Below are 23,005 nucleotides of genomic sequence, written 5' to 3'. Positions count from 1 at the left end.
AGCTTAACAAGTCCGCTCCGTCATTGCGGCTCAACTGCTCACAGACGAGGACAGCGGCTCCGCGTCCGGCAAAGCAGGCTCATATCCCGGCCATGCGCCACCCTGAATCATCAGCAGCGCTTCGCGCAGTGTAGTCACCACCGCATCGGGCCGTGCCGCACCAAAGCGTTCCCGGATCTTCTCCGGGTCTCCCGCGCCTCTCCACAGTCCTACTAAAATCCGATTCTTCGGCAGATGGCGGCGTACCGTCTGGCACAGCGTTCGGGCATGTACAAAGGCAAACGGCGGCAGCGCCGAGATGCACACCGTCGTCTCCTGCTCTTCACCCAGACGGCTCAGAATCTCAGGAGAAATGGCCTCGGCGGGCAGCAGCATTGTCTTGTGGCCGCGCTGTTCCAGCAGCTGAGCCAGCATCGTCGCCGCAATTTCATCTGCCTGATCGCTCGCAGGCATGAACACAATCGGAGCGCATCTTCCCTTTGTCAACCCTTCATCGCACTCCACGGGCGCGGTCAGGCCGGCGCCATAGTCTGTCAGCTCCGCAATCAGCTCCGTCGTACTTTGAAACAGAAAGGCCGTCCGCGCCTCATCCAGCGCGCCTTTATGCCGGTCCTGCTCCGCCAGGCTCAGCGCCGGAAGCACCACCTCGTCATAAAGCTGTATCGCATTTCGCGTCTCAAGAAAGCGGTCGGCGATCGCATGCGCCTCCACCTGATCCATGGCCAGCAGGCGCTCGTAAAAACCTGCCTCTGGAGACAGCTCCGCCTGATCGCCAAGCAGAATATACAGAAAGGAAAGCTGCGGAACATACCGTCCCATCACAATCAGGCACACCGTCAGCGGGGTCGACAGCACCAGTCCTGCCCATCCCCACAACAATGTCCACACCAGCGCGCTCATCACCAGAGCAAAGGCTGAGATCCCCGTATTTCTTCCATACAGCCATGGCTCGATGAAATTGCTGACGGCAATCTCCAGCACGCCGAACAGTACCAGCACCAGCAGCGGATGCCACCAACCCGGAAACACCGCCAGCGTAAAAATCAGCGTTGCCGCTCCCGCAATCAGCGTGCCGATATACGGCACCAGCCGCAAAATCCCGATCAGCACGCCCCACAGCGTCGCATTCGGCACATGCAGCAGATACAGACCGCCGGCATAGACCACGCCATAGCTGGCGTTCACCAGCACATTCATTCCCAGATAACTGCTGATGCGCTCCGCTGCATCGTTCAGCGCCTGGCTCATCAGGCTCATGCGTCCCATGCCCGCCAGCAGCAGCAGGCGGTTGCGCAGGTCTTCCCGCTTCACCAGCATGTAGATGGTAAAGATCACCACCATGCCCAGGGTACCCAGTGGCCGCAGCACCGGCAGCAGCAGCTCGCGCAGATAAGCTCTCTCCGACTCCGGCGCCTGCACCACCGTGACCGGCATCGGCTTTGGATTGGCCTCCGCCTTCTCACGATCTTCGCGCTCCTGCGCCTCCCTTGCGCGGCGGGACAGGCGCGAAAAATGCGCCAGCGATGGCGGAGTCATGGCGCTGCTTGACGAGGCCGGCTCGCCCGAAACCTCCTCACCGATCTCCTTGATGCTGTTGATCGCCCGCCCCACCGGACCGCCGGCAGGCGCATGAATCGAAACGATTTTGTCGTGGATATTATCCCGGTAATTCGGCAGGTCGTTGACCACACCGATCACCTGGCTGCCGACGATCCATCCAATGCCGACAGCAACAGCCGAGGCCGCGGCCATCACCAGAATCACCGCCGTAACCCGCCCCAGGCGGAGGCGTTCCACCCGCATCACCACGGGCGCGAGCAAAAAATTGAACGTCAGCGCCATCGCCAGCGGAATAAAAATATCCCGGCAGAAATACAGCGCGACCACCGCCAGCGCAATCAGCAGCAGCGGCTGGCTGTTCGGCCAGCCTTTACGCGATCGTGTGAGAGGACCGGAGGCCATGAAGAACTATTCCGACAGATATAGATGCAGATCCGCCTGTCGAGAGTATGGCTGGCCGGCCCGGAACGAACAAGCGGGAATTACCGCGCGCCGGCAACCCAGGCCGGACTTGCCGTCCGCCGCCTCTTCGGTGCCAGCAGCCGCATCGTGATCCCGATCGCCGGAATCAGAAAGATTGTCGATCCGCATACCCACATGAACGCGCCTGCGGCAATCTGATCGTTGAGAGCGCTCAGCCCGAAAGGCCGCGCCACGGCCGCGTAACTCGGATAAAACAACCTGCCTGAGAAGCACAGCGTCGCCGAAAGCCCGGTATTCACAAAATCCGCCAGCAGCAGATAAGGCAGGATCATCCAGCGCGATCCCCTTCTGCGAAACGGCCATGGCTCGATGATCGGCCACCAGAACATCAGACTCGTAAAGAAGAAGCAGGCATGCTCGCAGTTATGCCAGTTCTCAGACCGCAGCGCGAACTCATATGCCGCCGGAATATGCCACAGGAGGAACGCCGCATTCATTGCAATCCATGCCACGCGCGGACGCACCAGAACACTGCCCAGCCTGTGAATGACCTGCGACCGGAACACCGGCCGCAGGACACCGCGAATCAGCCCGCGCGGCAGCCCGCGCAGCATCGGCACCACCGGCGCACCCAGCACAATCAGTGGTGGCGCAACCGACATCAGCACAAAGTGCTGCGCCATGTGCATGAACAGCAGGGATTCACTGAATGTATCGAGAGGCGAGGCGACCGCTACGAAAAGAGCCAGAATTCCACCCAGGAACGCCGCCAGCCGCGCTGCCGGAAACTGCTGCGGCCTTGTTCGCCGTATGCGTATCCAGCCAGCGATATAAATCGCCGCCGTCACCGCCAGCGCGCAGGTCACCAGCGGAGGAACATCCCACTGCGTGAACAGCGCGTTGACGGAGTCCTGCATTCCTCTGCTACTTCGCTCCTGAAGGTGCTCCGGTAGCTGGTGCAGCGCCGGCCATCGCCGCTGCGTCCTGAACTTCTTTCCGTGACGGGTCGGTGGCCGGTGCTTCGTGCTCCGGGTGCAGCGTTTCGAGGAAGCTCACCAGGGCCTCGACCTCCGGAGGCGACAGGTTCTTTCCATACGCAGGCATATTGCCGCCGCCGAATTCGACCTTAAAGATGAGCTGATCGCGCGTCAGGCGCGTGGCAACGGCATCGAGAGCCGGGCCGCGCTCGCCGCCGGCTCCGCCGATCGAGTGACAGTTGCGGCACTGCTTGCCCTGAAAGACGACCGCTCCTTCGCGTACCAGCGGTGTTGCATTATGGAGATTCTTCCCCGGCACCGGATCGCTGCTCCAGGCATCCATGTGCGGGCTCCACGGCGTATAGGTTGCCAGATGCGTCAGCACGCCCCAGCCCACCGCTACGGAGACCAGTGTCAGCACAGCCACCGGTCTGCGATGCCAGCTCTTCTCACCCTCTGACGCATAGAACGGCAGTGCCAGCAGAACGGCGATTCCAATCACCGGAACGATCAGTATGAATGGCGTCTCGAGTGCGGGTGGCAAATAAGCCAGCGCCGCATAGATCCACAAAAAGAAGAAATCCGGCTTCGGAACCGTCTGAATGATCGTAGGGTCCGGCTGTCCGCCCGGCCCATAGGGGCCAAAGACAAACGCGCAGATGGCCACCGCCGCGATCACCGCTCCGGAGAAGACCGCGTCCTTCCACAGCGCTACCGGAACAAAGGGAACGCCGTCCTTGTGCGAGAGATCGTGATACTCCTTCTCGTAGGTGGCACGCTTCACTATGCGTCCCGGCATCGGCCACTCGTTCACACCCAGCTTCAGCACCATCCATACATGCAGACCGGCAAACACCAGCATCGCGCCGGGAATGACAAACACATGCAGCGCGAAGAATCGGGACAGCGTGGCTCCGGCAATCGTGGGTCCGCCCAGTAGCAGATGTACCAGTGAGCCGCCGATCACCGGCACACGGCTCATGATCGATGCACCGATTCCCAGCCCCCAGTATGCATCCTGGTCAAAGCGCAGCACCTGGCCCGTAAACGCCATGCCCAGAGTCATCAGCAGCAGAAAAACACCAAGAATCCAGGTCAGCTCACGCGGAAATTTGTACGCGCCGAACATGAATACCTGCGCCATGTGAATCAGCACAATGGCGACCATGAAATTCGATCCCCACCCGTGCATGGCGCGCAGGAACCACCCCAGCTCCAGCTGATGGTTCAGAATATTCAGGCTGTTCCAGGCCTGGCCCGCCGACGGCACATACACAATCGCCAGCAGAATTCCCGTTGCGATCTGCAGAAACAGCAGCGTAAATGCGGCGCTGCCGAAGACATACCACCAGCTCGCCGTGTTGCGCGGAACCGGATGCAGCGCGGCATCCTTCACCGGCCCTTCCAGCTGCAGCCGGTGTTCCAGCCAGTCGTACGTTTGTTTTACCCAGCGCATGGAGGATTCCCTTTGGCATTGCCGATCTGCACCAGCTTCGCCGTATTTGAAAGCGTCGGCATCTGCCCGGCATTAATCTGTAACTGCCCACCGGCTAATTTGTAGTCGTAGGTGAAAAGTCCGCGCTCCGGCGGTCCCGAGGCACGCGATCCATCCGCGTAATACACGCCGCCGTGGCATGGACACATGAAAAGCTGCGACTGCGGGAACCACCGCACCGGGCATCCCAGGTGCGCGCAGTTCACGGCAAAGACCTGAAACTCGCTTTTGGTGTTGCGGCGGACATAGCAGGCCACGCCCTGTGTCTCTCCGTCCCACGGACGACTGAATGGGTTTTTGAAGTCCGCAAGCCGCGTCTCTCCCACTGGAAAGCCTTCGATCGGCCCCAGCGTCACCCACGAGTTGTAGGCCGAATCGCGCTTTACCGGCGACAGCAGATAGCGAATCACAGGCGTGGCGAGCGCAAGGCCAACCAGGCCGTTGAAAGCGACGCCCAGCTTGAGCAGCAGCCAGCGGCGCGAGACGGCCAGCTTATCCTCTGCGCTCTGCTGCTCACTCTTTACTTCGATCTCGTCGCTCACCTTTTCACCCCCGCCTTTTCCTCCTGGCCGGCCTTTTCTCTCCGTCCCTGTCTCACTTCGCCTCCGCCTGGCTGCGCAGCGAATCCAGATACGTAACCACATCGGTTACATCCTGTGCGCTCAGCGGTTTCCCCGGCACATCATTGCGCCAGTCGGGATGTCCGATGTCCGGACGTCCTGCAATAACGATCGACCGCAGCGCCTGATCGCTCACCAGTGCCAGATAATTCGCATCGGTAATCTGCTGCTTCGCCTGCTGATGGCACGATGCGCACGCCGTCATATACACCGCATGCCCGTGCGCCGCGTCGCCCGCCTTGTCCTGCGCATATTGCGGAGGCGTCTGTCCCCCGAACACATCCGGCTTCGACCACTCCTTCCGCATTCCCGCGACCAGAGCATTGATCTGAGTATCCGTCAGCATGCCGCCCGCGGATGCCCCAAAGGCAGACATCTCTGTTCCCGGCATGCCTCCGATGATCCATTTCTTCATCGTGGCATCATCGACCAGTGCCTGATACTCCGGATTCGCCAGATCGATCGCTGCGCCATTTTGTCCCTTCGCTCCATGGCATCCCGAGCAGTTCTGGCTGTACAGCACATGAAAGTCCAGTTGATCCTGAGGCCGCAGCGCTTCCTCAGTCGGATATCCCGGTGCACGGGTGCATCCGGAGACCGAAAAGACCAGCGCGCACGCAGCGGCGACGATCAGCGGCAGGCGCATCAGTGTTTCTCCCCGGAGTGTTGTGAATGATCGTCGTGCATCAGCCCTGGAGCTTCAATGCCCATTCGCACCACAAACGGCAGTGACTGTGCCGTTCGGATACGGCTTTCGCGCGCCACCACCAGTCCCGCAACCACACCAAATGTCACCTGCGAAATCACAAACCATCCCCACGCAATATGCTCATCGAGCACAGGATTGATCACGCCGAGCGTCGAGTGCAGCAACCCCGTCCACAGCAGGGGTGCGATAATCCCGCCGAGCAGCACCGGCCGGCGCGGCAGCATCGGCAGCATGGCTCCGTACAGCAGCCCCACCAGCAGGCAGGCGACGATCTGAATCACGCTCGCCACCAGCAGGCCTTCCCAGTGAAACGCCGCAATATCGGCCGTCGTCGGGTTGCGCCAGTTCGCCACGCCCGCGCCGCCCAGAAGATTAATCGGATACCAGATGCTGTGCTGCGCGATCAGCCCGTACGCCAGAGCCGGAAAGATCATCGCGATGCCGCCTGCGATGCCGCCCTTTACGCCTGAGAGCACCGGATACGTCTCCACCGGCAGATGCGCGCGATGCTCTTCGCTCACCTCGATGCGCTCCACGAACTTGCGCGACGATTCGATCGTCACCGGCTGCACGCGTACAGGAACATCCTCATGCTGCTCGTGCGGCAGCACCTGCCGGAACCAGCCGATGCTTCCCACAGCAATCAGAATCACGCCGAGAACCGTTACGCCAAGATTGGTCACCAGCCCGGCAAAGCCGAGCGTCACGCCGAACGCCAGAACAATCGGCCACGCCGTAGGAGCAGGCAGATGAATCGTGCCTTCGCGCTCCCGTCCTGCCTCGTGTTGTACTGTGTCCGTCACTCTTTCACCGCCCAACGATATACACCACTGTGAACACTACAACCCACACCGCATCCACAAAGTGCCAGTACAGCGCCAGCACCTGGATGCGCTCCGCGTGGTGCTCTGTCACCCGCCCCATCAGCGTGAACACCAGCACCAGCAGCAGCATCGCCAGACCGATCACCACGTGCGTCGCGTGCAGACCCACCAGCGAGTAAAACGTCGTGCCGAAGAGGTTCGTGCTGATGGTCAGCCCGTCGTGATAAATCAGCTTGTACCACTCAAGCCCCGTCCCCACCAGAAAGACCACACCCAGCGCAATCGTCACGCCCCACCACAGACCGAAGGCCTTTATTTCATTGCGCTCGATCCTGCGCTCCGCCAGCCAGATCGTAATACTGCTCGACAGCAGGCAGATCGTGTTGAAGATCGGAACCTCAAGCACCTGCCCCGGCGTCGGTCCTGAAAGGCTCTTGCCGATGTAAAACACATAAGCAACGACGAAGATTGTAAAGATCGCCGACTCGCCGATGATCAGCGACAGCATGCCGATCCGGCCGCGTGACGGCAGGTGCCATGGCTGATCCTGCAACTCTGGAACAGTAGGTATCGCGCTCATTATTCGTACTTCCAGTCCGGATCATCCGGATGCTTCAGATCCCATAACGGTCTGCGGCTCTTTACCTCAGGGTCAGTGGCGAAGTTATAATCCGGCGGCGGCGACGGTGTCGCCCACTCCAGCGTCCATGCATCCCAGGGATCGTTGCCCGCCACCTCTCCGTGAAAGTACGACCACACCAGGTTGTACACGAAGATCAACGCTGCCACGCCCTGAATGAACGCACCGATCGACACCACCATGTTCAGGCCATTCCACCCACGGTTCGGCTCATAGGTGTAAATCGAGCGCGGCATCCCGAGGAATCCGAGAAAGTGCATCGTGTCGAAGGTGACGTGAAAACCGATCAGGAAGAGCCAGAAGTTCCATTTGCCCAGCCGCTCGCTCATCATGCGGCCCGTCACCTTGGGATACCAGTAGTAAATCGCCGCAAAGATATTGAATACGATCGCGCCCACCAGCACATAGTGGAAGTGCGCAATCACAAAGTAAGAATTGTGCAGCTGCCAGTCCCACGGCGCCACCGACAAAATAATGCCCGTCAGGCCTGCAATCAGAAACTGAAAGACAAATGCCGTGCAGTACAGCATCGGCGTAGCAAAACGAATCTTGCCGCCCCACATCGTCGCCAGCCAGTTGAAGATTTTGATGCCTGTCGGAATGCCCACCAGCATCGTCGAGAGCACGAAGAAGGCATTCGAGACCGACGTCATGCCGACCGTGAACATGTGGTGCGCCCATACGCCCAGGCTCACAAACGCGATGCCCACTGACGCGGCCACCATCGCCGGATACCCGAAGATGGCCTTGCGCGAAAACACCGGAATAATCTCATTCGCAATCGCAAAGGCCGGCAGCACGAGCACGTACACTTCCGGATGTCCGAAGATCCAGAAGAAGTGTATCCAGACCAGCGCCGATCCGCCGGCCTGTGTGTCGAAGAAGTGGCCGCCCAGATAGCGGTCGATCAGCAGCATGAACTGCGCTGCCGTCAGTGGCGTGATCGTCACCAGCGTCAGCGCGCTCACCACCAGCATCAGCCATGCAAACAGAGGCATACGCAGCAGCGACATACCCTTGCAGCGCATGGAAATAATCGTCGCCACAATGTTGATCGCGGTGCCCAGCGTGCCGAAGCCGCTCACAATCAGCGCCAGCGCCCAGTAATCCGTTCCGTTGCCTGGAGAAAACACGTGCGCGGTCAGGGGAGCATAAGCGAACCAGCCCACATCGGGAGCCGCGCCCATTCCGTAGAGGCCCGGTCCGCCAATAAAGCTGAAGTACAGCAGCAGGCCGCCCAGCGCAGTGAGCCAGAAGCTGAAGGCATTCAGCCGCGGGAACGCCATGTCCCGCGCGCCGATCATCAGCGGCACAAGATAGTTCGCAAACCCGAACAGAATCGGCATGCCCACGAGAAAGACCATCGTGGTGCCATGCATCGTAAAGAACTGGTTGTAGGTCGCTGCCGTCAGGAAATGATTTCCCGGAATCATCAGCTGAATGCGAATCGCCAGCGCCTCTGCGCCGCCCACCAGCAGAAAGATCAGCGAGTACACCACATACAGAATGCCCAGCTTCTTGTGATCGACTGTGACCACCCAGCCGTGCAGCCGCTCGAGAAATGTTCCTGCCGCCGCATGCGGCGGTGTCACATCGACCGAACCCGAAATCGGCAGTGTTTGATCAGCCATTCTTTTCTTCCCGCCCCTCCGGGAGCAGATGTTTAGTGAAGGGTGGACAGATAAGCCACCAGATCATCAAGCTGCTGGTCGCTTAGCTGCATCGCCGGCATCAAAGAGCCCTGCTTAAGATCGTCCGGGTTCTTCACCCATACCCGCAGATTCTGCGGAGTATTTGGCGCCGCGCCCGCCGCAATCGTGTCGCGGCTCATCAGGTGCGTCAGATCCGGACCAAAGGTTCCCCTGCCATCCGTGCCGCTGATCGTATGGCAGTTCATGCACGCTTCGGTCTCGAATACGTGCCGCCCCGCGGCCACGTGCGGATCCTGCATCCCTAGCTGCTGCTGCTCTTTCACCCAGGCCGCGAACTGCTCCGGCGTATCCACGTAGACGCGCAGCAGCATCTTTGCATGCTCGATGCCGCAGAACTGCGCACACTGCCCCACATACACTCCCGGATGCAGCGGATCGATCCACATGTCGTTCGGATGATTCGGAATCAGATCGGTCTTGCCTGCGAGCTGTGGCACCCAGAAGCTGTGATCCACATCGGCGGAGAGCAGATGAAGAAACGTCGGCTTCGGATCGGAGGTGCTGCTCAGCGGAACATGCAGCTCATTTGCAGTTACAATTCCCAGCTTCGGATAACGGAACTCCCACCAGAACTGATGCCCCACCACCGTTACATCCAGCGCCGACTGCGGCTTCGGAGCATCCTGGATCGCGAAGATCATGCGCGCCGTGGTCAGAAACAGCACCACGACAATGAGTACCGGCACCACAGTCCATGCCAGCTCAATCTGATTACTGCCGTATATCTGCGCAGGCTCCGTGTCGTCTTCCTGGTTGCGCGCGCGAAAGCGGATCACCGCATAGGCGAGCAAACCACCTACAACCACAAAGATTCCGCCCACTATGCCAAGAACAAAGAGAGACAGATGAAAGATTTCATTCGACGGTGTCGAGGACGGAGCAAATATGCTCGGCGTATTCTGCGCGACATCCGCAAAAGCCCGGCCGGCCGCCGAAAGAAACAGCAGGAGTATAAACAGGGACCGGGAACAGCCCGTCTTGTGCGTCCAGTCTCGAATCATCTTTTCTGTCACTGCGCTCAATGAAACAACTCGTTGATACAGAACTCGCGACGGTCTTGTGTGCCCCGGGAATTACCCGCAGAAAGACCGGACTCTTCTGAGCAGAGAACAAACGATATAAGAAGGTGAATTCCCGATGCGGTGTGTGACGGAATTCAGGTTGAGAGAATGAATCTCCCGGCCTTCTTGCTGCCTGAGCAGTTTGAGTTGAGTACTGAGAGATTTCCGCATCACGAATCCCTCTCCGAATACCCATCTTAACAGCGTTATGGCCCAAACAGTTGTGATATAGGTCACCGCTGTGAAATTTGCCGATCTGAAAGTGTGCTTACAGAGGGAGGATTTCGACGATATTTTTCACTGCCTGCGCCAAAGCGGCCACACCGCTGCCGCTCGCATAAGCACGCAGAACAAGACTGCGCAGCATGGGTGCTGTCAGTACCCGATACCCTGTATCCGGATGCGCATAAAACCAGCGCGCTCCTGCAGAGGAGAGGCGAAGATCGGCACGCAGCCGCGCCGTTGCCTGCATAAACGCCGAGGCGGCGGCTTTCTTTCCGCGAAGATCGCCTTCAATCGCCTTTGCAGCTGCCTGTCCGCTCATGATCGCACCGTAAATCCCCTCACCCGTCAGCGGATCGGCAAATCCGCCGGCATCTCCCACCAGAAAGATGCGGGCGCTGCTCGTCTCGGCCTGCTCCGCTCCAAAGCCCAGGTACTGTCCTACAAATTGCTCAGTGTTTACGGCTCCACAGCGGGTCGCAATATATGTTGCCAGTCGCTCGCGATTCAGCTTCTCTGAGCTGTCGATCGTATATAGCCCGATGTTGAGGTGATCTCCTTTAGGAAAAACCCACCCGTAACCACCGCTCACCGTCCCCAGATCGAAGACCATCGCCGCTGAAGCTGCATCCGGGGTGCGCACATTCGCCTCCAGCGCGAATCCTCGCCGAAACCATCGCGCCTCTCCGGTAAGCCGGCGCACCTGGCTGTGCACACCATCGGCACCGACAAGAAACTGTGCCCGGAAGTACCTCGCGCGCGTCCGAAGATGGACCTCCCGGTTCATCTCGTCGATGGTCTCAATCGGATCGATGCGCTCGAACTGTACACCGGCCTCAACCGTCTGCCGCAGGCAAAAATCATCCAGCTCGTCGCGAACGGTCATCGCGCAGATCGGCATGAGGCTGCGAATCACGGCGCTCTCCGCCGCATTCTTTTCCACGGTGATTGCACTGGGACGCTCCCGCACCACCGGTGTCACCGAATAGCGAAGAGCGCTGAGCGACTTACGAGTCAGTCCGCCGGCGCATGCCTTGGGGCGCGGAAAATCCGCCTTGTCCAGCAACAGCACGGAGCGTCCGGCAATCGACAGATCATAGGCTGCGGCGCAGCCGGCCGGTCCTGCGCCCACCACAATCGCATCCCAGCAGACTGCGTCTCCGTCTCTCACAGAACCAGTATCCACCAGTCCGCCACCGGACCGAATGCCACCCGGTATAGAGCGGCCCTCCGGCATGAACGAGGGCTGCAACGCGGTTATTCGATGGTTGTCATGGGTACCCGGATCGATGCCCGGTAGCGGTCGCCGCGATACCGCGAGCACGCAAATTCAATCGGTGACTCCTGCGTTGTCATGATCGTCCGCGTAATCGACAGCACGCTCGCCTTGCTGCGGATATTCAGCAGCTCCGACTCCTCACGCGTTGCGGGCAGAGCCTCGATAATCTCGTCCGCATAACCCACACGCACGCCATACCGCTCACGCAGCGTCTGGTACAGCGAGTGCTTCGCAAAGTCGATCCGGTCCAGCCCTGGAAACTGACGCAGCGGAATATGCGAATCCTCCAGCGCCATAGGAATCCCGTCCGCCAGCCGCAGACGCCGCAGACGCAGCACCCGGTCCCCCGCATCGAGCTTCAGTCTCTGCATCAGCTCTTCGGTGGGCGGCACGGCCGTCTGCTGCAGCAGACGCGAGCTCGGTTTCATCCCACGCTGCCGCATGTCTTCGGTAAAACCCTGCAGGTGCATGATGTTCTTTTCGAGCTTCGGCCGGGTTACGAATGTGCCGCGCCCCTTTTCACTGAAGGCGTATCCGCTGATCTTCAGCCCGTGCAGCGCCTGGCGCGCCGTCATCCGGCTCACCTGGTAGTACCGCGACAGCTCTTCTTCCGACGCCAGAGGATCACCCTCGCCGAGTTCACCGGAATGAATCTTTTCCATCAGCGCCCGCTGAATCTGATAGTAGAGGGGTATAAAACCGTTTTTATCCAGGGGCTGAACCGGCAGTTCACTCAGGGTGCGGCTTTTCGGCACGATTTCTCCTTCTTCTTTGATAGTTATCCCATAATCCGGCAGGGCGCCTGCTATTTATCTGTAACGGTGCCTTGTCCGGAAACAGAAATACGTACCGTCGGAACGTCAGAACCCTGTATAAGATTCTCTTTCATCAAAAATTCGTACTGAGGTACGGGATGGACGTAACTGAATACCCGCTTCCGGCGGCTCTCCGCGGCCGCCTTATCGTCTCCTGCCAGGCTCCTCCGGATGACCCCCTCGACGATACCGGAACACTTGCCCGCCTTGCCGTCTCGGCACTGCGCGGAGGAGCTGCCGGTCTGCGCGCCAACGGTGCCGAAGCCATCCATGTCTTCCGACAGAAAACCGATCTGCCCATACTCGGCATTCTCAAGCGCTACCAGCATGGCGAAATGTGCATCACTCCCGATTTCACCTCGGCCCAGGCTATCTCCGATGCCGGAAGCGACGTTATCGCCCTCGACTGCACCATCGCTCGGCCCTCCTTTGCGGAACCCTGGCCAACTCTCATAACGCGTATCCATCGCGAGCTCCGCAAACCCGTCCTCGCTGACATTGCCACCTTCGATGAGGCCGTGGCCGCCGCGCAGGCCGGAGCCGACGCTGTCGCCACCACCCTTCGCGGATTCACTCCGCAGACCGCCTCTGTCCACTCCGTCGACTGGCCTCTTCTCGACCGTCTCGTTCAATCTCTTTCCGTACCTGTCATTGTGGAGGGCCATATCGCGCTTCCGGAAGAGGTTCGCCGCGCCATCGATGCGGGAGCTTTCTCTGTCGTCGTCGGCTCGGCCATCACCCGCCCGGAATCCATCACCGCTCGTTTCGTCAAAGCCCTTCTCTGAACGTATCGCGCAACGGCCGCTCTCCGCAGACAACGGCCGTCACACGATCTCCAGACCTGCTCAGAACGCATACTTCAGCGAAAGCTGAATATGCCGCTCCGTCGAGTTGGTATTGGTAATCTGCCCGAAGTTTCCGTCGGCAATACCGCTGTCCGGCGACTGATAGCTGGCAATGTTGAAGACGTTGAAGAAATCTCCGCGGAAATCAAAGCGGTGCTCTCTCCACATAGAAAACGATTTGAATACCGACATATCGATCTGTTCAAAGGAGGGGCCACGCAGCGAGAAAGGACGAACATTGCCGAAGGCATTGTTCGGCTGCTGGCTGAAGACGCATGGATTGCCGGCAGAATTGATCACCTGACCAGGACCGCACGAGGTTCCCTGCACCGCAGTACCCCAGTATGCCTTGATCGAGCGGCCTGTCACCTTCAGCGGCAGGTTCTGATTTGGACGGGCCGCACCGGTGAAGGCATATACGGTGCTCGAGTAATTTGCCGGCGAACTTGCCGTTACCGGAAACGCCGTATAGCTCACATCGGAGCCAGCCAGCTTCCAGCCGCCGATGGCATAATCCACCAGCCGGCTCCAGTTTCCGCCAAACCGCTTGCCGCGCCCGAAGGGCAGATCGTATTCGCCTGACACGCTCAGTGCCTGGCGAATATCGAAGCCGGCTGAGCCCCATTCTGCGGCCGTGTTATAGGCGTCCTGCTGATAGTACTGGCCGCTGTTGGTATTTGTGACGCCGTAATAACCAAAATCGTCCGTCAGCGCCTTCGCATAGGTATAGTTCGCTGTCAGCTCCAGACCTGCCGTCAGTCTCTGCCGGAAGACCGCCTGCAGCGCGTTGTAATTGCTTGCGGCCTCCGTGGCGCTGATTTTGACGACTCCGCTTGAAACATCAGCCGGATTCGGAGACGTACCCGCCGGAATGTTCTGTCCATTCGATTTCAGTGTGCCGACAATGCTGTCATAAGGCCCGAGCACATCCGGCGATACCCTCTGGTTGCCCCAGTATGGCTCTGTGAGATGGTGCCCAAGGATACCCACGTATCCCACCTGGAACGTTGACGACGGAGTGATCTCATACTCCGTGGAAAGCGTGACCTCCTGCGTAGAAGAAGGCTTCAGATCCTTCGGCCACACATAGAAGGTTGTGGTTGGCGGCGTCGATGTCGGAAAGCCTGCCGTCGTGGTGAAGAAGGTGCCCTTCGAAGTCGAAGTGGGAGCCTGCCCCTGCTGCTCGAAGTCGGTATGGAACGGAGGGTTCTGCGTGAGTCGCAGGTTCGCACCCATGCCCTCCAGATAGCTCGTAATGCCATAGCCGCCACGGATCACCCAGCGCGGCGTTGCCTGATAGGCAAAGCCAAACCGCGGCTGGAACTGCGTGTAGACCGGGTCATACAGAGCACGGCTGTTGCCGTCCACACCTGCATACTCGATCTGTTTGGTCGTCATGTTCACGTTAGCCATCTTGTCGTTCACTTCGTAGATAGGCTGATCGAACTCCCACCGCATGCCAAGATTCAGCGTCAGGTTCTGCATAACCTTGAAGTCGTCCTGCGCAAACACACCATCGCGGTACTGGCGCTGTCCCGTCAGTCCGGATACGTTGCCGACCTGCACGTCGAAAACGCGATTCGTCAGAAAATCGGCGAAAGGATAGGGCGTCTTCGCACCCGGAGCGACCGTATATTGTCCCGAATAGGTAAAGTCTCCCAGCTCTCCGTCGTTGCCTGGATAAAAGCTGTTCTGCTGATACCGCGTAACCTCAACACCAAACTTAAAGAGATGACGGCCCCGTTGCCAGGTCAGGTTATCGGCGTACTCAAAGACGTTATCGACAAATACTTCCGGCGTTGGATTCGCGCCAAAGCCATCTACATAACCGCTGCCCTTCGATGGATTCGGCTGGCTCTCGATTCCGTTGAATGACTGCAGACTGAAGCCCGCCGTCTGCTGCGGCTTGCTCGGAATGCCCACAATCGAGTTGCCGTTCAGCCCGAACACGCCGCTCGGATCCACCGTTACGCCGCTGTTGAACTGGACACGCGCATAAGAGGCCCGGGCATAGTTGACGATGGCCGGCGAGAACGTATGGGTCCAGGTCACCGTACCCAGATGGTCCGGATAATTGGAAGCACTCGGAAACTCGACAGGAATCGGATTGCTGACTGTGCCATCCTCCGCATATCCCTGTGAATACCGGCCGGAAATCACATCGTTATTGTGAAGATGCCAGTCGATCTTCACATCCCCCTGACTGTTACGGGAGAAAATGTCGTGGGGACCGATGAAGTTTCCAAAGATATTCAGCGGATCTACCGGGCTTTGGCGATTCGGAAGCGGATAAATGTTCGGATGGCTGAAGAGATACTGCGCTACCGGATTCGTAATCGGAACCTGATTGTTCGCATAGGGAGTGCCGGTCTGCGTATCGTAAAGCTGAATCCCGAGACCTGAGCCGATCAGAGAGAGATCGCCGGTGCGAAAGGCTGTCGGCGCCACGCTGTACGCCTGCTGCCCGGAGGAGTGGTAGCGAAACGCCTCATAATCGACAAAGAAGAACAGCTTATCTCTGATGATGGGACCGCCGAAGGTTCCACCGAAGATGGACTGCGTATATCCGGCCTTGGGAACGCCCTGATTATCGTTTACCCAGCTGTTGGCATTGAGATTGTCATTGGACAGAAAACCGAAGGCGCTCCCATGAAACTGATTGGAGCCGCTCTTCATCACCATCACCACTTCACCGCCGTTCACGTTGCCAAACTCCGCATTCGCATTCGAGGCGATCACGCGAATCTGTTCCAGTGAATCAGGGCTGGGACTGTAGCCGATAGTATTGTTGATGTTCTCGTTGATCTCCTGCCCATCGAGCAGATAGTTGTTCGACTGCTGACGGCTGCCGTTCACGTTCGCTTCGTTGCTGTCATTCGTCGACCGCTCTGAGGAGTTCGAGGAGCTTCCGCTCACCGTGCCAAATGTGCCATAGCCAGTCGAAACCGCGCCCGGCGTAAACACCGTCAGCTGCGCGAAATCGCGCCCATTCAGCGGCACGCTGTTGATCGTGTTTTCGGTGAAGGTCTCGCCATTAGTCGCATTCTCTGTCTGCAGAATCGGCTGGAACTGATCGCTCACCGTAACGGTGGTGCTCGCCGTACCTACACTCAGTGGAATATCGATCTTCGCTGTCTGGTCGATCTCAAGCGAAAAGGGGCCGTAGTTAGCGGTCTTAAATCCCGCAGCCTCCACCGTCAGCCTGTACTGTCCGATCTGCAGAAAGCGGATTGAATACTCGCCCGCCTGGTTCGTGACATCGACGGTTTTTATACCTGTGGCCACATTAGCCACAGTTACCTTTGCGCCGGGCACAATCGCTCCGGTGGGATCGGTAATCGTCCCGCGCACTGCGCCGGTGGTGGTCTGCCCCGCCGCGGTCATGCACACCGCGCACAACAGGACGAATAAAGGGAGTCCGCATCGCATGCTTCTCACAGCGGCGCTGAGTCCCTGCCTTTGCCTGAGCCCTGAAAGAATTCGTTTCATTCATGCCTCCAGTACTGCTTCAGCTCTCGTGAATGCCTCGCTGGTATCGCTCTCTCTGAAGCGGAACGACGTGCAAACTGCTGAGGATTGCATGCGACCAGTCTTTGGCTTGGCAGGAAATGTATAGACATCTGTATAGGAATGCAAGTGTGATTTTTATCTGATCTTTATTTTTCCTATGGCAGCTATAAGCCTTTGTGCGGCCAGCAGGCACTGGAACCGGTTCCCAAAATCAGGCTTATTTCCCCGTAAAGTCATGTTTTTTTTGAGACTCAAAGCCGGATATCGCTCTCCCATTTTTCTGCCCGGTAGGCAATTTGGTCCGTTTCCTGCATACTCCTAATGTCTGGTTGTCCATACAGGATTGGCTCAAATTGCCATCTATGACAGACACTGAATATTCAGGAGGCCACACGAGCATGACGCCGCCCGCCGAGACCGAGCCCCGCACCTTTTCTCATGCCATGCTGCGCGAGATCTACGAACAGCCGGAGGCGCTCGCCGCCACCATCGCCCGCTATGCCCCCGGCGGCACGCTCAGTGCTGACGCCTTTTCCGGCGCCGCCGACGCGTTACGCGGACGTCAGCGTATCGTCATCGCCGCCAGCGGCTCCAGCCGCCACGCCGGCCTCGCCGGCGAAATCATGCTTGAGGACTATGCCGGCCTCGCCGTCGATGTCGAATACGCCAGCGAATACACCTACCGCTCCACCCACACCCTTCACGATCCCGGTGTCATCGTCATCTCACAGTCCGGCGAAACTGCCGATACCCTGGCATCGCTGCGCGAAGCAAAATCACGCGGCCTGGCCACAGCTGCCATCACCAACAATGCCGCATCCACTATGGCGCGGGAGGCCCACGCATCGCTCCCCACCGTCGCCGGCAAAGAGATTGCCATCCCCGCCACCAAAAGCTTCACTACCCAGCTCAGCGTGCTCTATGTGCTGTCCCTTTTTCTTGCGCGCCTCGGCGGCCGCATGACCGCCCACGCCGTCGCCTCCCACTGCGAACAGCTCCAGCGCCTTCCCGGCATCCTCGAAGCGACTCTGCCTCGGTGGGAGCTTGAAATGCGCAGTGTGGCCGAACGAACCCGCTCTGCTCAGACCTTCCTCTACCTTGGCCGCGCTATTCATTACGCGATTGCCCGCGAGGGCGCACTCAAGCTGAAGGAGTCTGCCTATGTCCAGGCCGAGGGCTACCCCTCCGGAGAGCTCAAGCACGGACCCAACGCCCTCGTCAGTCAAAGCGCCCCGCTCGTCATGCTGGCCACCCGCGATCGCGATGACCCGGATTCCGTCCTTCGCTGGGAAAAATCCATTCAGCTCATGCGTGATATGCGTGCTCAGGGCGCGGAGATCATCGCTCTGCACACCGAAGGAGACGAAGAGACGCCAAAACTCGCCAGCTTCGCGATCTCCGTCCCCGCCATGGACGAATTCCTCCTGCCCATGCTCGAGGTCGTGCCGCTTCAGCTGCTCGCCTACTTCACCGCCATCCAGCACGGCATCAATGTCGATGCTCCGCGCAATCTGGTGAAAGCTGTCGTTCGGGAATAGCTCGGAAAAGGAAAAGGATGGGTGTCGGCGCAGAGGAAAGTGACTCCGGCCTCTCACCAGGCAGAGTCGCAGATTCTGTGAACTTTCCGGAAAAAATTTCGTCTTTTGATAGCAGAGGGTGCGGAGGTTCTGACGAAGACCACGCCGCAGCCCCTCATGGAAAAGCCCCGGTGGTTCGTGGGTCCGCCGGGGCCTTCCTTCAGGGAACTTCTATTAAGCTGACATGGCAGGGCTTCCTGCTGTAGCGTGCGAAGCGGCCCGGGTCAGCCGATGGACGAAGTGATACGGCGGCCACGGCCCCGAAAGCTGCATCTGGCAGTCTTTCATCAAAACACTCGCGCTCGAATACTTGTTCTGATAGCGCTCGATGCACTTTGAGTCGATCAGGTGTGCAATATCCAGCAGCATCTTGCCCGCGTCCGTCCGCTTGCAGGTAATCTCTTCCGCAAGGGGCGAAAACATCCGGTGCATCTGGACGGAAACAGCTCGCGCCCGGGTCTGGCGCTCCCGCTGTAAAGTTGCATTCTCGCGCAGATTCGACAGATATTCCTTGCCGACCGCGTGCATCGATTCCGGAATGAGACGGCGAATCTGTTCACGGCAGCAGTCATCGAGTGTCACCTTCAGGTGCATCTCGGCCTTGCCCCGTAAACGATCGATATTGGTGACAAACTGCCGCTGATTGGACCGGATCGACCGCCGCAGCGCATCGTCGTCGTTAAATACCGTCCCAAAGCGGAAAGGAAGCACGGTGGACATCTTGAAGCAGTCGGAGATAACCCGTGCATGATCCACGGCTGCCTTCTGATTGAGATTTTCGGAAGAACTATGTTCGCTGACGATAACTGCTAAATCACTGGCTGGATAAAGGAAGACCTGATTTCCCTCGATTCCCTGAACTGTCTCCATTGGAATTGGTTTCCGGTGACGAAGAAGTTCAGGAAACGCCTGCTTTTCGGCTATGCAATAGGCATACCACGCCATAGAGAGTCGCTCCACATGCTGGTACTGGGACTGTATTTTGACTTCTGCATCGAAAGACTACTGGACCTTGCTCTCGTCCTGGCACGTCCACCGATACGCAAACTGCGCCGAACTGTCAGGTATCCTATGCCCGCATATGGACAACTGGCAACCGCACGACGCAGCTGAGCGAAATTTGAATGGCCTGAAACAAGAAACCGCTTTCATTTGACGAAAACAAATTTGATTTCGTCAAATAACCGGGCTTTGAAGGGGAAATTATGTGCCTTTGAGGCCATTTTCGACGTTACCTAAGTTTGTTCTGGTTCCCGAGAACTCTCATATCCAGCCGCATCGTCGCGCCTCGAGCTCCCTCAGTCAGTACGCCCCAGCGGCATCCGAATAAATGCAGCTTTCCAGCCGGAAATCCCCGGCTGGATCACCGCGCAGTTTGCTGCAAAAGGAAAGCAGGCGCTTCAGGGCTGTCAGGACCGTCGCAGTCAGCTGAAACCCCGTTGTACCGTTTGGTTTAGGTAACGTTTCTCGCCGCAGGCGGCAGGTCTTTTTTCTTCCGGCTCAGAACGGATTCGTTATCGTGCTTCCGCGTCATGGCCGAGGCCTTGTCGATCTTCTTCCAGAACGCCACGAAGTAATCCACGCCTGAGATCGTCGAGACAATCACGACATAATAGATTCCTACCACCGCGATCAGATCCACCGGCACAATGAACCAGCCGAAGTGCCAGACATACCAGCCATGATCCAGAATCGTCGCCACGACCGACACGATCTGAATCACCGTCTTCAGCTTGCCTACGTCGCTCGCCTCGATCGTGAAGCCTTCCGTCGACGCTATGGAGCGCAGCCCGCTCACCACAAACTCCCGCCCGATCACCAGCACTGCGATCCACGGCTTCACCACGTGCGGATTGAACTGCACCAGCGTGATGTAAGCCGATGCAATCAGCAGCTTGTCCGCGATCGGGTCCAGCAGCATCCCCATCGTTGTGATCTGCCCACGATGGCGCGCCAGATACCCATCCACTCCATCGGAGATCGAAACCAGGATGAAGAAGAGAGAGGCGATCAGCTCCTGCTCACCATGCCAGCCACTGTGGGGAAAGTGTGGCGAAAGCATCCAGATGAGCACGGGCACGCACAGAATGCGGCTCATCGTAATGGAGTTGGGCAGATTCACGGCGGACACTCAGCGCGAAAGCGTCGTGCGGCACTTCTCCGGTCGAAGAAAATGCCGTAAAGCCATTATGCACCACACGGGCCGCCGCCTGCCTCTCCTCCAGCAGCTATACTTTTTGTGCTCCCGGTGAAATTTCGCCTGGAAATTGGCGGCCGTCGCAGTGAAGCAGATAAAACGCGTCGGCGAGCATTCCGTCGTTTGCAGTCCCCCTTCAGCATGGAAACCCGGCCTCGCCCCATACCCGCACAGCACGCCGAAGTCCCGCCGCCATCTCCCTTCCTGCTGGCCCTCTATTACGTCGCCGTACGTTTTCGTCTCGGCTGGAACTTCCGCTCCCTGCGTATCGCCAACCCTGACCGCTTCCCTGCGGACAATCAGCCTGTGATCGTCTTCATGAACCACCCCTCGTGGTGGGACCCCGCCGTCGGGCTTCTTATTCATCATCGTTTCCATCCTGGCGGGAGTTTCTACGCTCCCATAGACGAGACCGCGCTCGCCCGTGTGCCCTATCTGCGCCGGCTCGGCTTTTTCCCCATCCGAACCGGTTCTATCTCCGGCACACGCCGGTTCTTCATCGATGCCCGGTCTGTCCTTTCCCGTCCCGGAGCCATTCTCTGGGTCACCCCAGAGGGCGAATTCACTGACCCACGCGAGCGTCCCATCCGTCTCCGCCGGGGCCTGGCGAAGCTCCTCTCCACCCTCCGGCTACAGAACTCCGAGCCGCTGGAAACAGGCCGGCAGAGCATCGGGCCGCTTACCCTCCTGCCTATGGCCCTCGAGTATCCCTTCTGGGACGGCATCCGCCCCGACATTCTCGCCTCCTTCGGCGAGCCCATCCACATCGAGGACGGCAAGGCCATCCATATCGACGAGTGGCATCAGATCCTCACCCAGGCCCTTACCTCCGCGCAGAACGATCTCGCCGAAATGGTCGTGAATCGCCAGGCCGGCCGCTTCCACGTCCTCTTCTTTGGACCACCAGGTCCTGGTGCCTTCCTGCGCCTGCTGCGCGGTCTCCTTCCTCTCTTCCGCAGGACATCCCTGCCCAAAACAAAAGGGCAGCCCTGAGGCTGCCCCTGTCGTTCTGTACAGCGTTACGCGTAGATCCCGCGCTGTCGAATGGTAAACGCCACGCGGTCGATCGCCAGCATGTAGGCCGCAATGCGATTGTTAACTCCATGCGCCTCTGAATATCGCAGCACGTCGTCGAAGCTCTCCGCCAGAATGCTCTCCAGCTGCTCATTGACCACGGCTTCCTTCCAGAAGTATCCCTGGCGGTCCTGCACCCACTCAAAATAGGAGGCTGTCACGCCGCCGGCATTGGCCAGAATATCCGGAATGACGAAGATCTTCTTGTCCGCCAGAATCTCATCGGCCACCGCGGTCGTCGGACCATTCGCGCCCTCGCAGACAATCTTCGCCTTGATGCGGTCGGCATTCCTGCTGGTAATCACATTCTCTGTTGCCGCGGGAATCAGAATCTCGCACTCCCACGTCAGCAGCTCTGCGGAATCCACCGGCTCCGCTCCACGGAAACCAAGCACCGATCCGTTCCGCTGCCGGTACTCCTGCAGCGCGCACACATCGATCCCTGCCGGATTAAAGAGGCCACCGTCATATTCGGCAATACCGATGATCTTGTAGCCTTTGTCCCGCAGCAGAATCGCCGCATTCGAGCCCACATTGCCGAAGCCCTGAACGATGACGCGGCATCCGTCGCGCTGCAATCCCAGATACTTCAGCGCTTCATCGCACACCACGCTGATCCCGCGCCCCGTCGCCTCGCGCCGTCCGCGCGACCCGCCGATATTCAGTGGCTTGCCGGTGACGACCGCTGTAACCGTCTGGCGCATGTGCATCGAGTAGGTGTCCATAATCCAGGCCATCACCTGCTCATTGGTATTCATATCCGGCGCGGGCACGTCTTTTTCGGGCCCGATGAACTCGATGATCTCCGACGTATAACGCCGGGTCATGCGCTCCAGCTCGCCCATCGACATCTTCTTCGGGTCGCAGATCACGCCGCCCTTTGCGCCGCCAAAGGGAATATTCACCACCGCGCACTTCCACGTCATCCAGCTGGCAAGCGCGCGCACTTCATCCAGCGTCACATCCGGCGCATAACGAATTCCGCCCTTGCCCGGCCCCCGCGCCATCGAGTGCTGCACGCGGAATCCGGTGAACATCTCAATCTTTCCGTTGTCCATCGACACCGGAAAATGCACAATCACTTCCCGCGAAGGGTAGCGCAATACCTTCCACAGTCCCTCATCGAGGTTCAGCTTGCGCGCCGCGAATTCAAATCGCGCTGCCTGCGCTTCCCATGGATTGATCTCCTGCTCGAGCGTTATCGTTGCCATGCCAGATCTCCGTTCCTGCTTCCACCTGCGGACCGAATTCTCTCCTGCCTCCGTGAATTCCCGTTCAATTCAGAAAACACGTTGCATCCGGCCGGTCAACAGGAAACTTCTCCGTATCCTGCATCCGCACTGTACTTCCTGCGGGTCAGGCCGGTTCATTACCCTGATCCGGCCAAACCTACAGAGTATAGGCCGCGCCCGAAGTACCGGCAAGCCTTCTCTGCTGCCTGCCAGGGCATTCGGATGCCGGATCC

General features: G+C 58.9%; 18 protein-coding genes. 3 read left to right on the top strand and 15 right to left on the bottom strand.

All coding sequences use genetic code 11. The features are described from left to right. Positions 1-30: 30 nt before the first annotated feature. The 11 genes from D0Y96_RS07860 to D0Y96_RS07810 all read right to left on the bottom strand — a co-directional run bounded on the left by D0Y96_RS07860 (position 31) and on the right by D0Y96_RS07810 (position 12,277). The gene (locus D0Y96_RS07860) at positions 31-1,962 is read right to left on the bottom strand and encodes an AI-2E family transporter (protein WP_117298840.1); all 1,932 of its coding nucleotides are present in this window, start codon (positions 1,960-1,962) and stop codon (positions 31-33) included. Positions 1,963-2,042: 80 nt separating this feature from the next. Further along, positions 2,043-2,900, bottom strand: a complete 858-nt coding sequence (locus tag D0Y96_RS07855; RefSeq protein ID WP_117298839.1) for a cytochrome c oxidase assembly protein — start codon at positions 2,898-2,900, stop codon at positions 2,043-2,045. A 7-nt stretch (positions 2,901-2,907) separates the two neighbouring features. Beyond that, positions 2,908-4,416, bottom strand: coding sequence for a cytochrome b N-terminal domain-containing protein (locus D0Y96_RS07850; RefSeq protein WP_117298838.1), 1,509 nt, complete (start codon positions 4,414-4,416; stop codon positions 2,908-2,910). Further along, positions 4,404-4,997 (bottom strand): QcrA and Rieske domain-containing protein, encoded by a 594-nt coding sequence (locus D0Y96_RS07845; RefSeq protein ID WP_350449005.1) that lies wholly within the window; start codon positions 4,995-4,997, stop codon positions 4,404-4,406. The genes D0Y96_RS07850 and D0Y96_RS07845 overlap by 13 nt, the downstream gene beginning before the upstream one ends. A gap of 52 nt (positions 4,998-5,049) precedes the next feature. Next, positions 5,050-5,721: a c-type cytochrome gene (locus tag D0Y96_RS07840; protein WP_252263606.1), complete on the bottom strand. Its 672-nt coding sequence runs from the start codon at positions 5,719-5,721 to the stop codon at positions 5,050-5,052. Next, a complete protein-coding gene (locus D0Y96_RS07835; protein WP_117298835.1) occupies positions 5,721-6,587 on the bottom strand; it encodes a hypothetical protein in 867 nt (288 codons plus the stop codon). Before D0Y96_RS07835 ends, D0Y96_RS07840 begins: the two co-directional genes overlap by 1 nt. A 4-nt stretch (positions 6,588-6,591) precedes the next feature. Then, positions 6,592-7,188: a cytochrome c oxidase subunit 3 gene (locus D0Y96_RS07830; RefSeq protein WP_117298834.1), complete on the bottom strand. Its 597-nt coding sequence runs from the start codon at positions 7,186-7,188 to the stop codon at positions 6,592-6,594. Beyond that, positions 7,188-8,879, bottom strand: a complete 1,692-nt coding sequence (gene ctaD, locus D0Y96_RS07825; protein ID WP_117298833.1) for a cytochrome c oxidase subunit I — start codon at positions 8,877-8,879, stop codon at positions 7,188-7,190. The genes D0Y96_RS07830 and ctaD overlap by 1 nt, the downstream gene beginning before the upstream one ends. A 32-nt stretch (positions 8,880-8,911) precedes the next feature. After that, positions 8,912-9,961 carry a cytochrome c oxidase subunit II gene (gene coxB / locus D0Y96_RS07820; RefSeq protein ID WP_117298832.1) on the bottom strand — a complete coding sequence of 350 codons (1,050 nt, stop codon included), beginning with the start codon at positions 9,959-9,961 and terminating at the stop codon, positions 8,912-8,914. 328 nt (positions 9,962-10,289) lie between these two features. Further along, the gene (locus D0Y96_RS07815; RefSeq protein WP_158562308.1) at positions 10,290-11,414 is read right to left on the bottom strand and encodes a geranylgeranyl reductase family protein; all 1,125 of its coding nucleotides are present in this window, start codon (positions 11,412-11,414) and stop codon (positions 10,290-10,292) included. An 86-nt stretch (positions 11,415-11,500) separates the two neighbouring features. Beyond that, entirely contained in the window at positions 11,501-12,277 is a 777-nt protein-coding gene (locus D0Y96_RS07810) for a GntR family transcriptional regulator (protein WP_117298830.1), read from the bottom strand. A gap of 158 nt (positions 12,278-12,435) precedes the next feature. On the opposite strand from D0Y96_RS07810, the gene D0Y96_RS07805 reads away from it, so the two are divergent. After that, positions 12,436-13,122, top strand: coding sequence for an N-acetylmannosamine-6-phosphate 2-epimerase (locus D0Y96_RS07805; protein WP_117298829.1), 687 nt, complete (start codon positions 12,436-12,438; stop codon positions 13,120-13,122). A 60-nt stretch (positions 13,123-13,182) separates the two neighbouring features. Here the strand turns inward: D0Y96_RS07805 and D0Y96_RS07800 are convergent, their stop codons facing one another. Further along, positions 13,183-16,611: a TonB-dependent receptor gene (locus D0Y96_RS07800; RefSeq protein ID WP_158562307.1), complete on the bottom strand. Its 3,429-nt coding sequence runs from the start codon at positions 16,609-16,611 to the stop codon at positions 13,183-13,185. Positions 16,612-17,090: 479 nt separating this feature from the next. On the opposite strand from D0Y96_RS07800, the gene D0Y96_RS07795 reads away from it, so the two are divergent. Beyond that, complete coding sequence (locus D0Y96_RS07795; RefSeq protein WP_117298827.1) at positions 17,091-18,230, top strand: SIS domain-containing protein; 1,140 nt, start codon at positions 17,091-17,093, stop codon at positions 18,228-18,230. A gap of 213 nt (positions 18,231-18,443) precedes the next feature. Here the strand turns inward: D0Y96_RS07795 and D0Y96_RS07790 are convergent, their stop codons facing one another. Both D0Y96_RS07790 and pgsA read right to left on the bottom strand, forming a co-directional pair. Then, positions 18,444-19,214 carry a GvpL/GvpF family gas vesicle protein gene (locus D0Y96_RS07790; protein WP_117298826.1) on the bottom strand — a complete coding sequence of 257 codons (771 nt, stop codon included), beginning with the start codon at positions 19,212-19,214 and terminating at the stop codon, positions 18,444-18,446. Between the two features lie 508 nt (positions 19,215-19,722). Then, the gene (gene pgsA, locus D0Y96_RS07785; RefSeq protein ID WP_117299663.1) at positions 19,723-20,391 is read right to left on the bottom strand and encodes a CDP-diacylglycerol--glycerol-3-phosphate 3-phosphatidyltransferase; all 669 of its coding nucleotides are present in this window, start codon (positions 20,389-20,391) and stop codon (positions 19,723-19,725) included. Positions 20,392-20,607: 216 nt separating this feature from the next. Here pgsA and D0Y96_RS07780 point away from each other — a divergent pair, with 216 nt between their 5' ends. Continuing rightward, on the top strand, positions 20,608-21,459 hold the full coding sequence (locus D0Y96_RS07780; RefSeq protein WP_117298825.1) for a lysophospholipid acyltransferase family protein: 852 nt from the start codon (positions 20,608-20,610) through the stop codon (positions 21,457-21,459). A 26-nt stretch (positions 21,460-21,485) separates the two neighbouring features. On the opposite strand, the gene D0Y96_RS07775 is transcribed toward D0Y96_RS07780, so the two are convergent. Beyond that, on the bottom strand, positions 21,486-22,751 hold the full coding sequence (locus D0Y96_RS07775) for a Glu/Leu/Phe/Val family dehydrogenase (RefSeq protein WP_117298824.1): 1,266 nt from the start codon (positions 22,749-22,751) through the stop codon (positions 21,486-21,488). Positions 22,752-23,005: the final 254 nt, after the last annotated feature.

The sequence above is a fragment of the Paracidobacterium acidisoli genome, from assembly GCF_003428625.2.
Classification (GTDB): Bacteria; Acidobacteriota; Terriglobia; order Terriglobales; family Acidobacteriaceae; genus Paracidobacterium; species Paracidobacterium acidisoli.
Note: the sequence above shows the minus strand (reverse complement) of the source record. Positions and strands in the feature narration are given on the sequence as shown.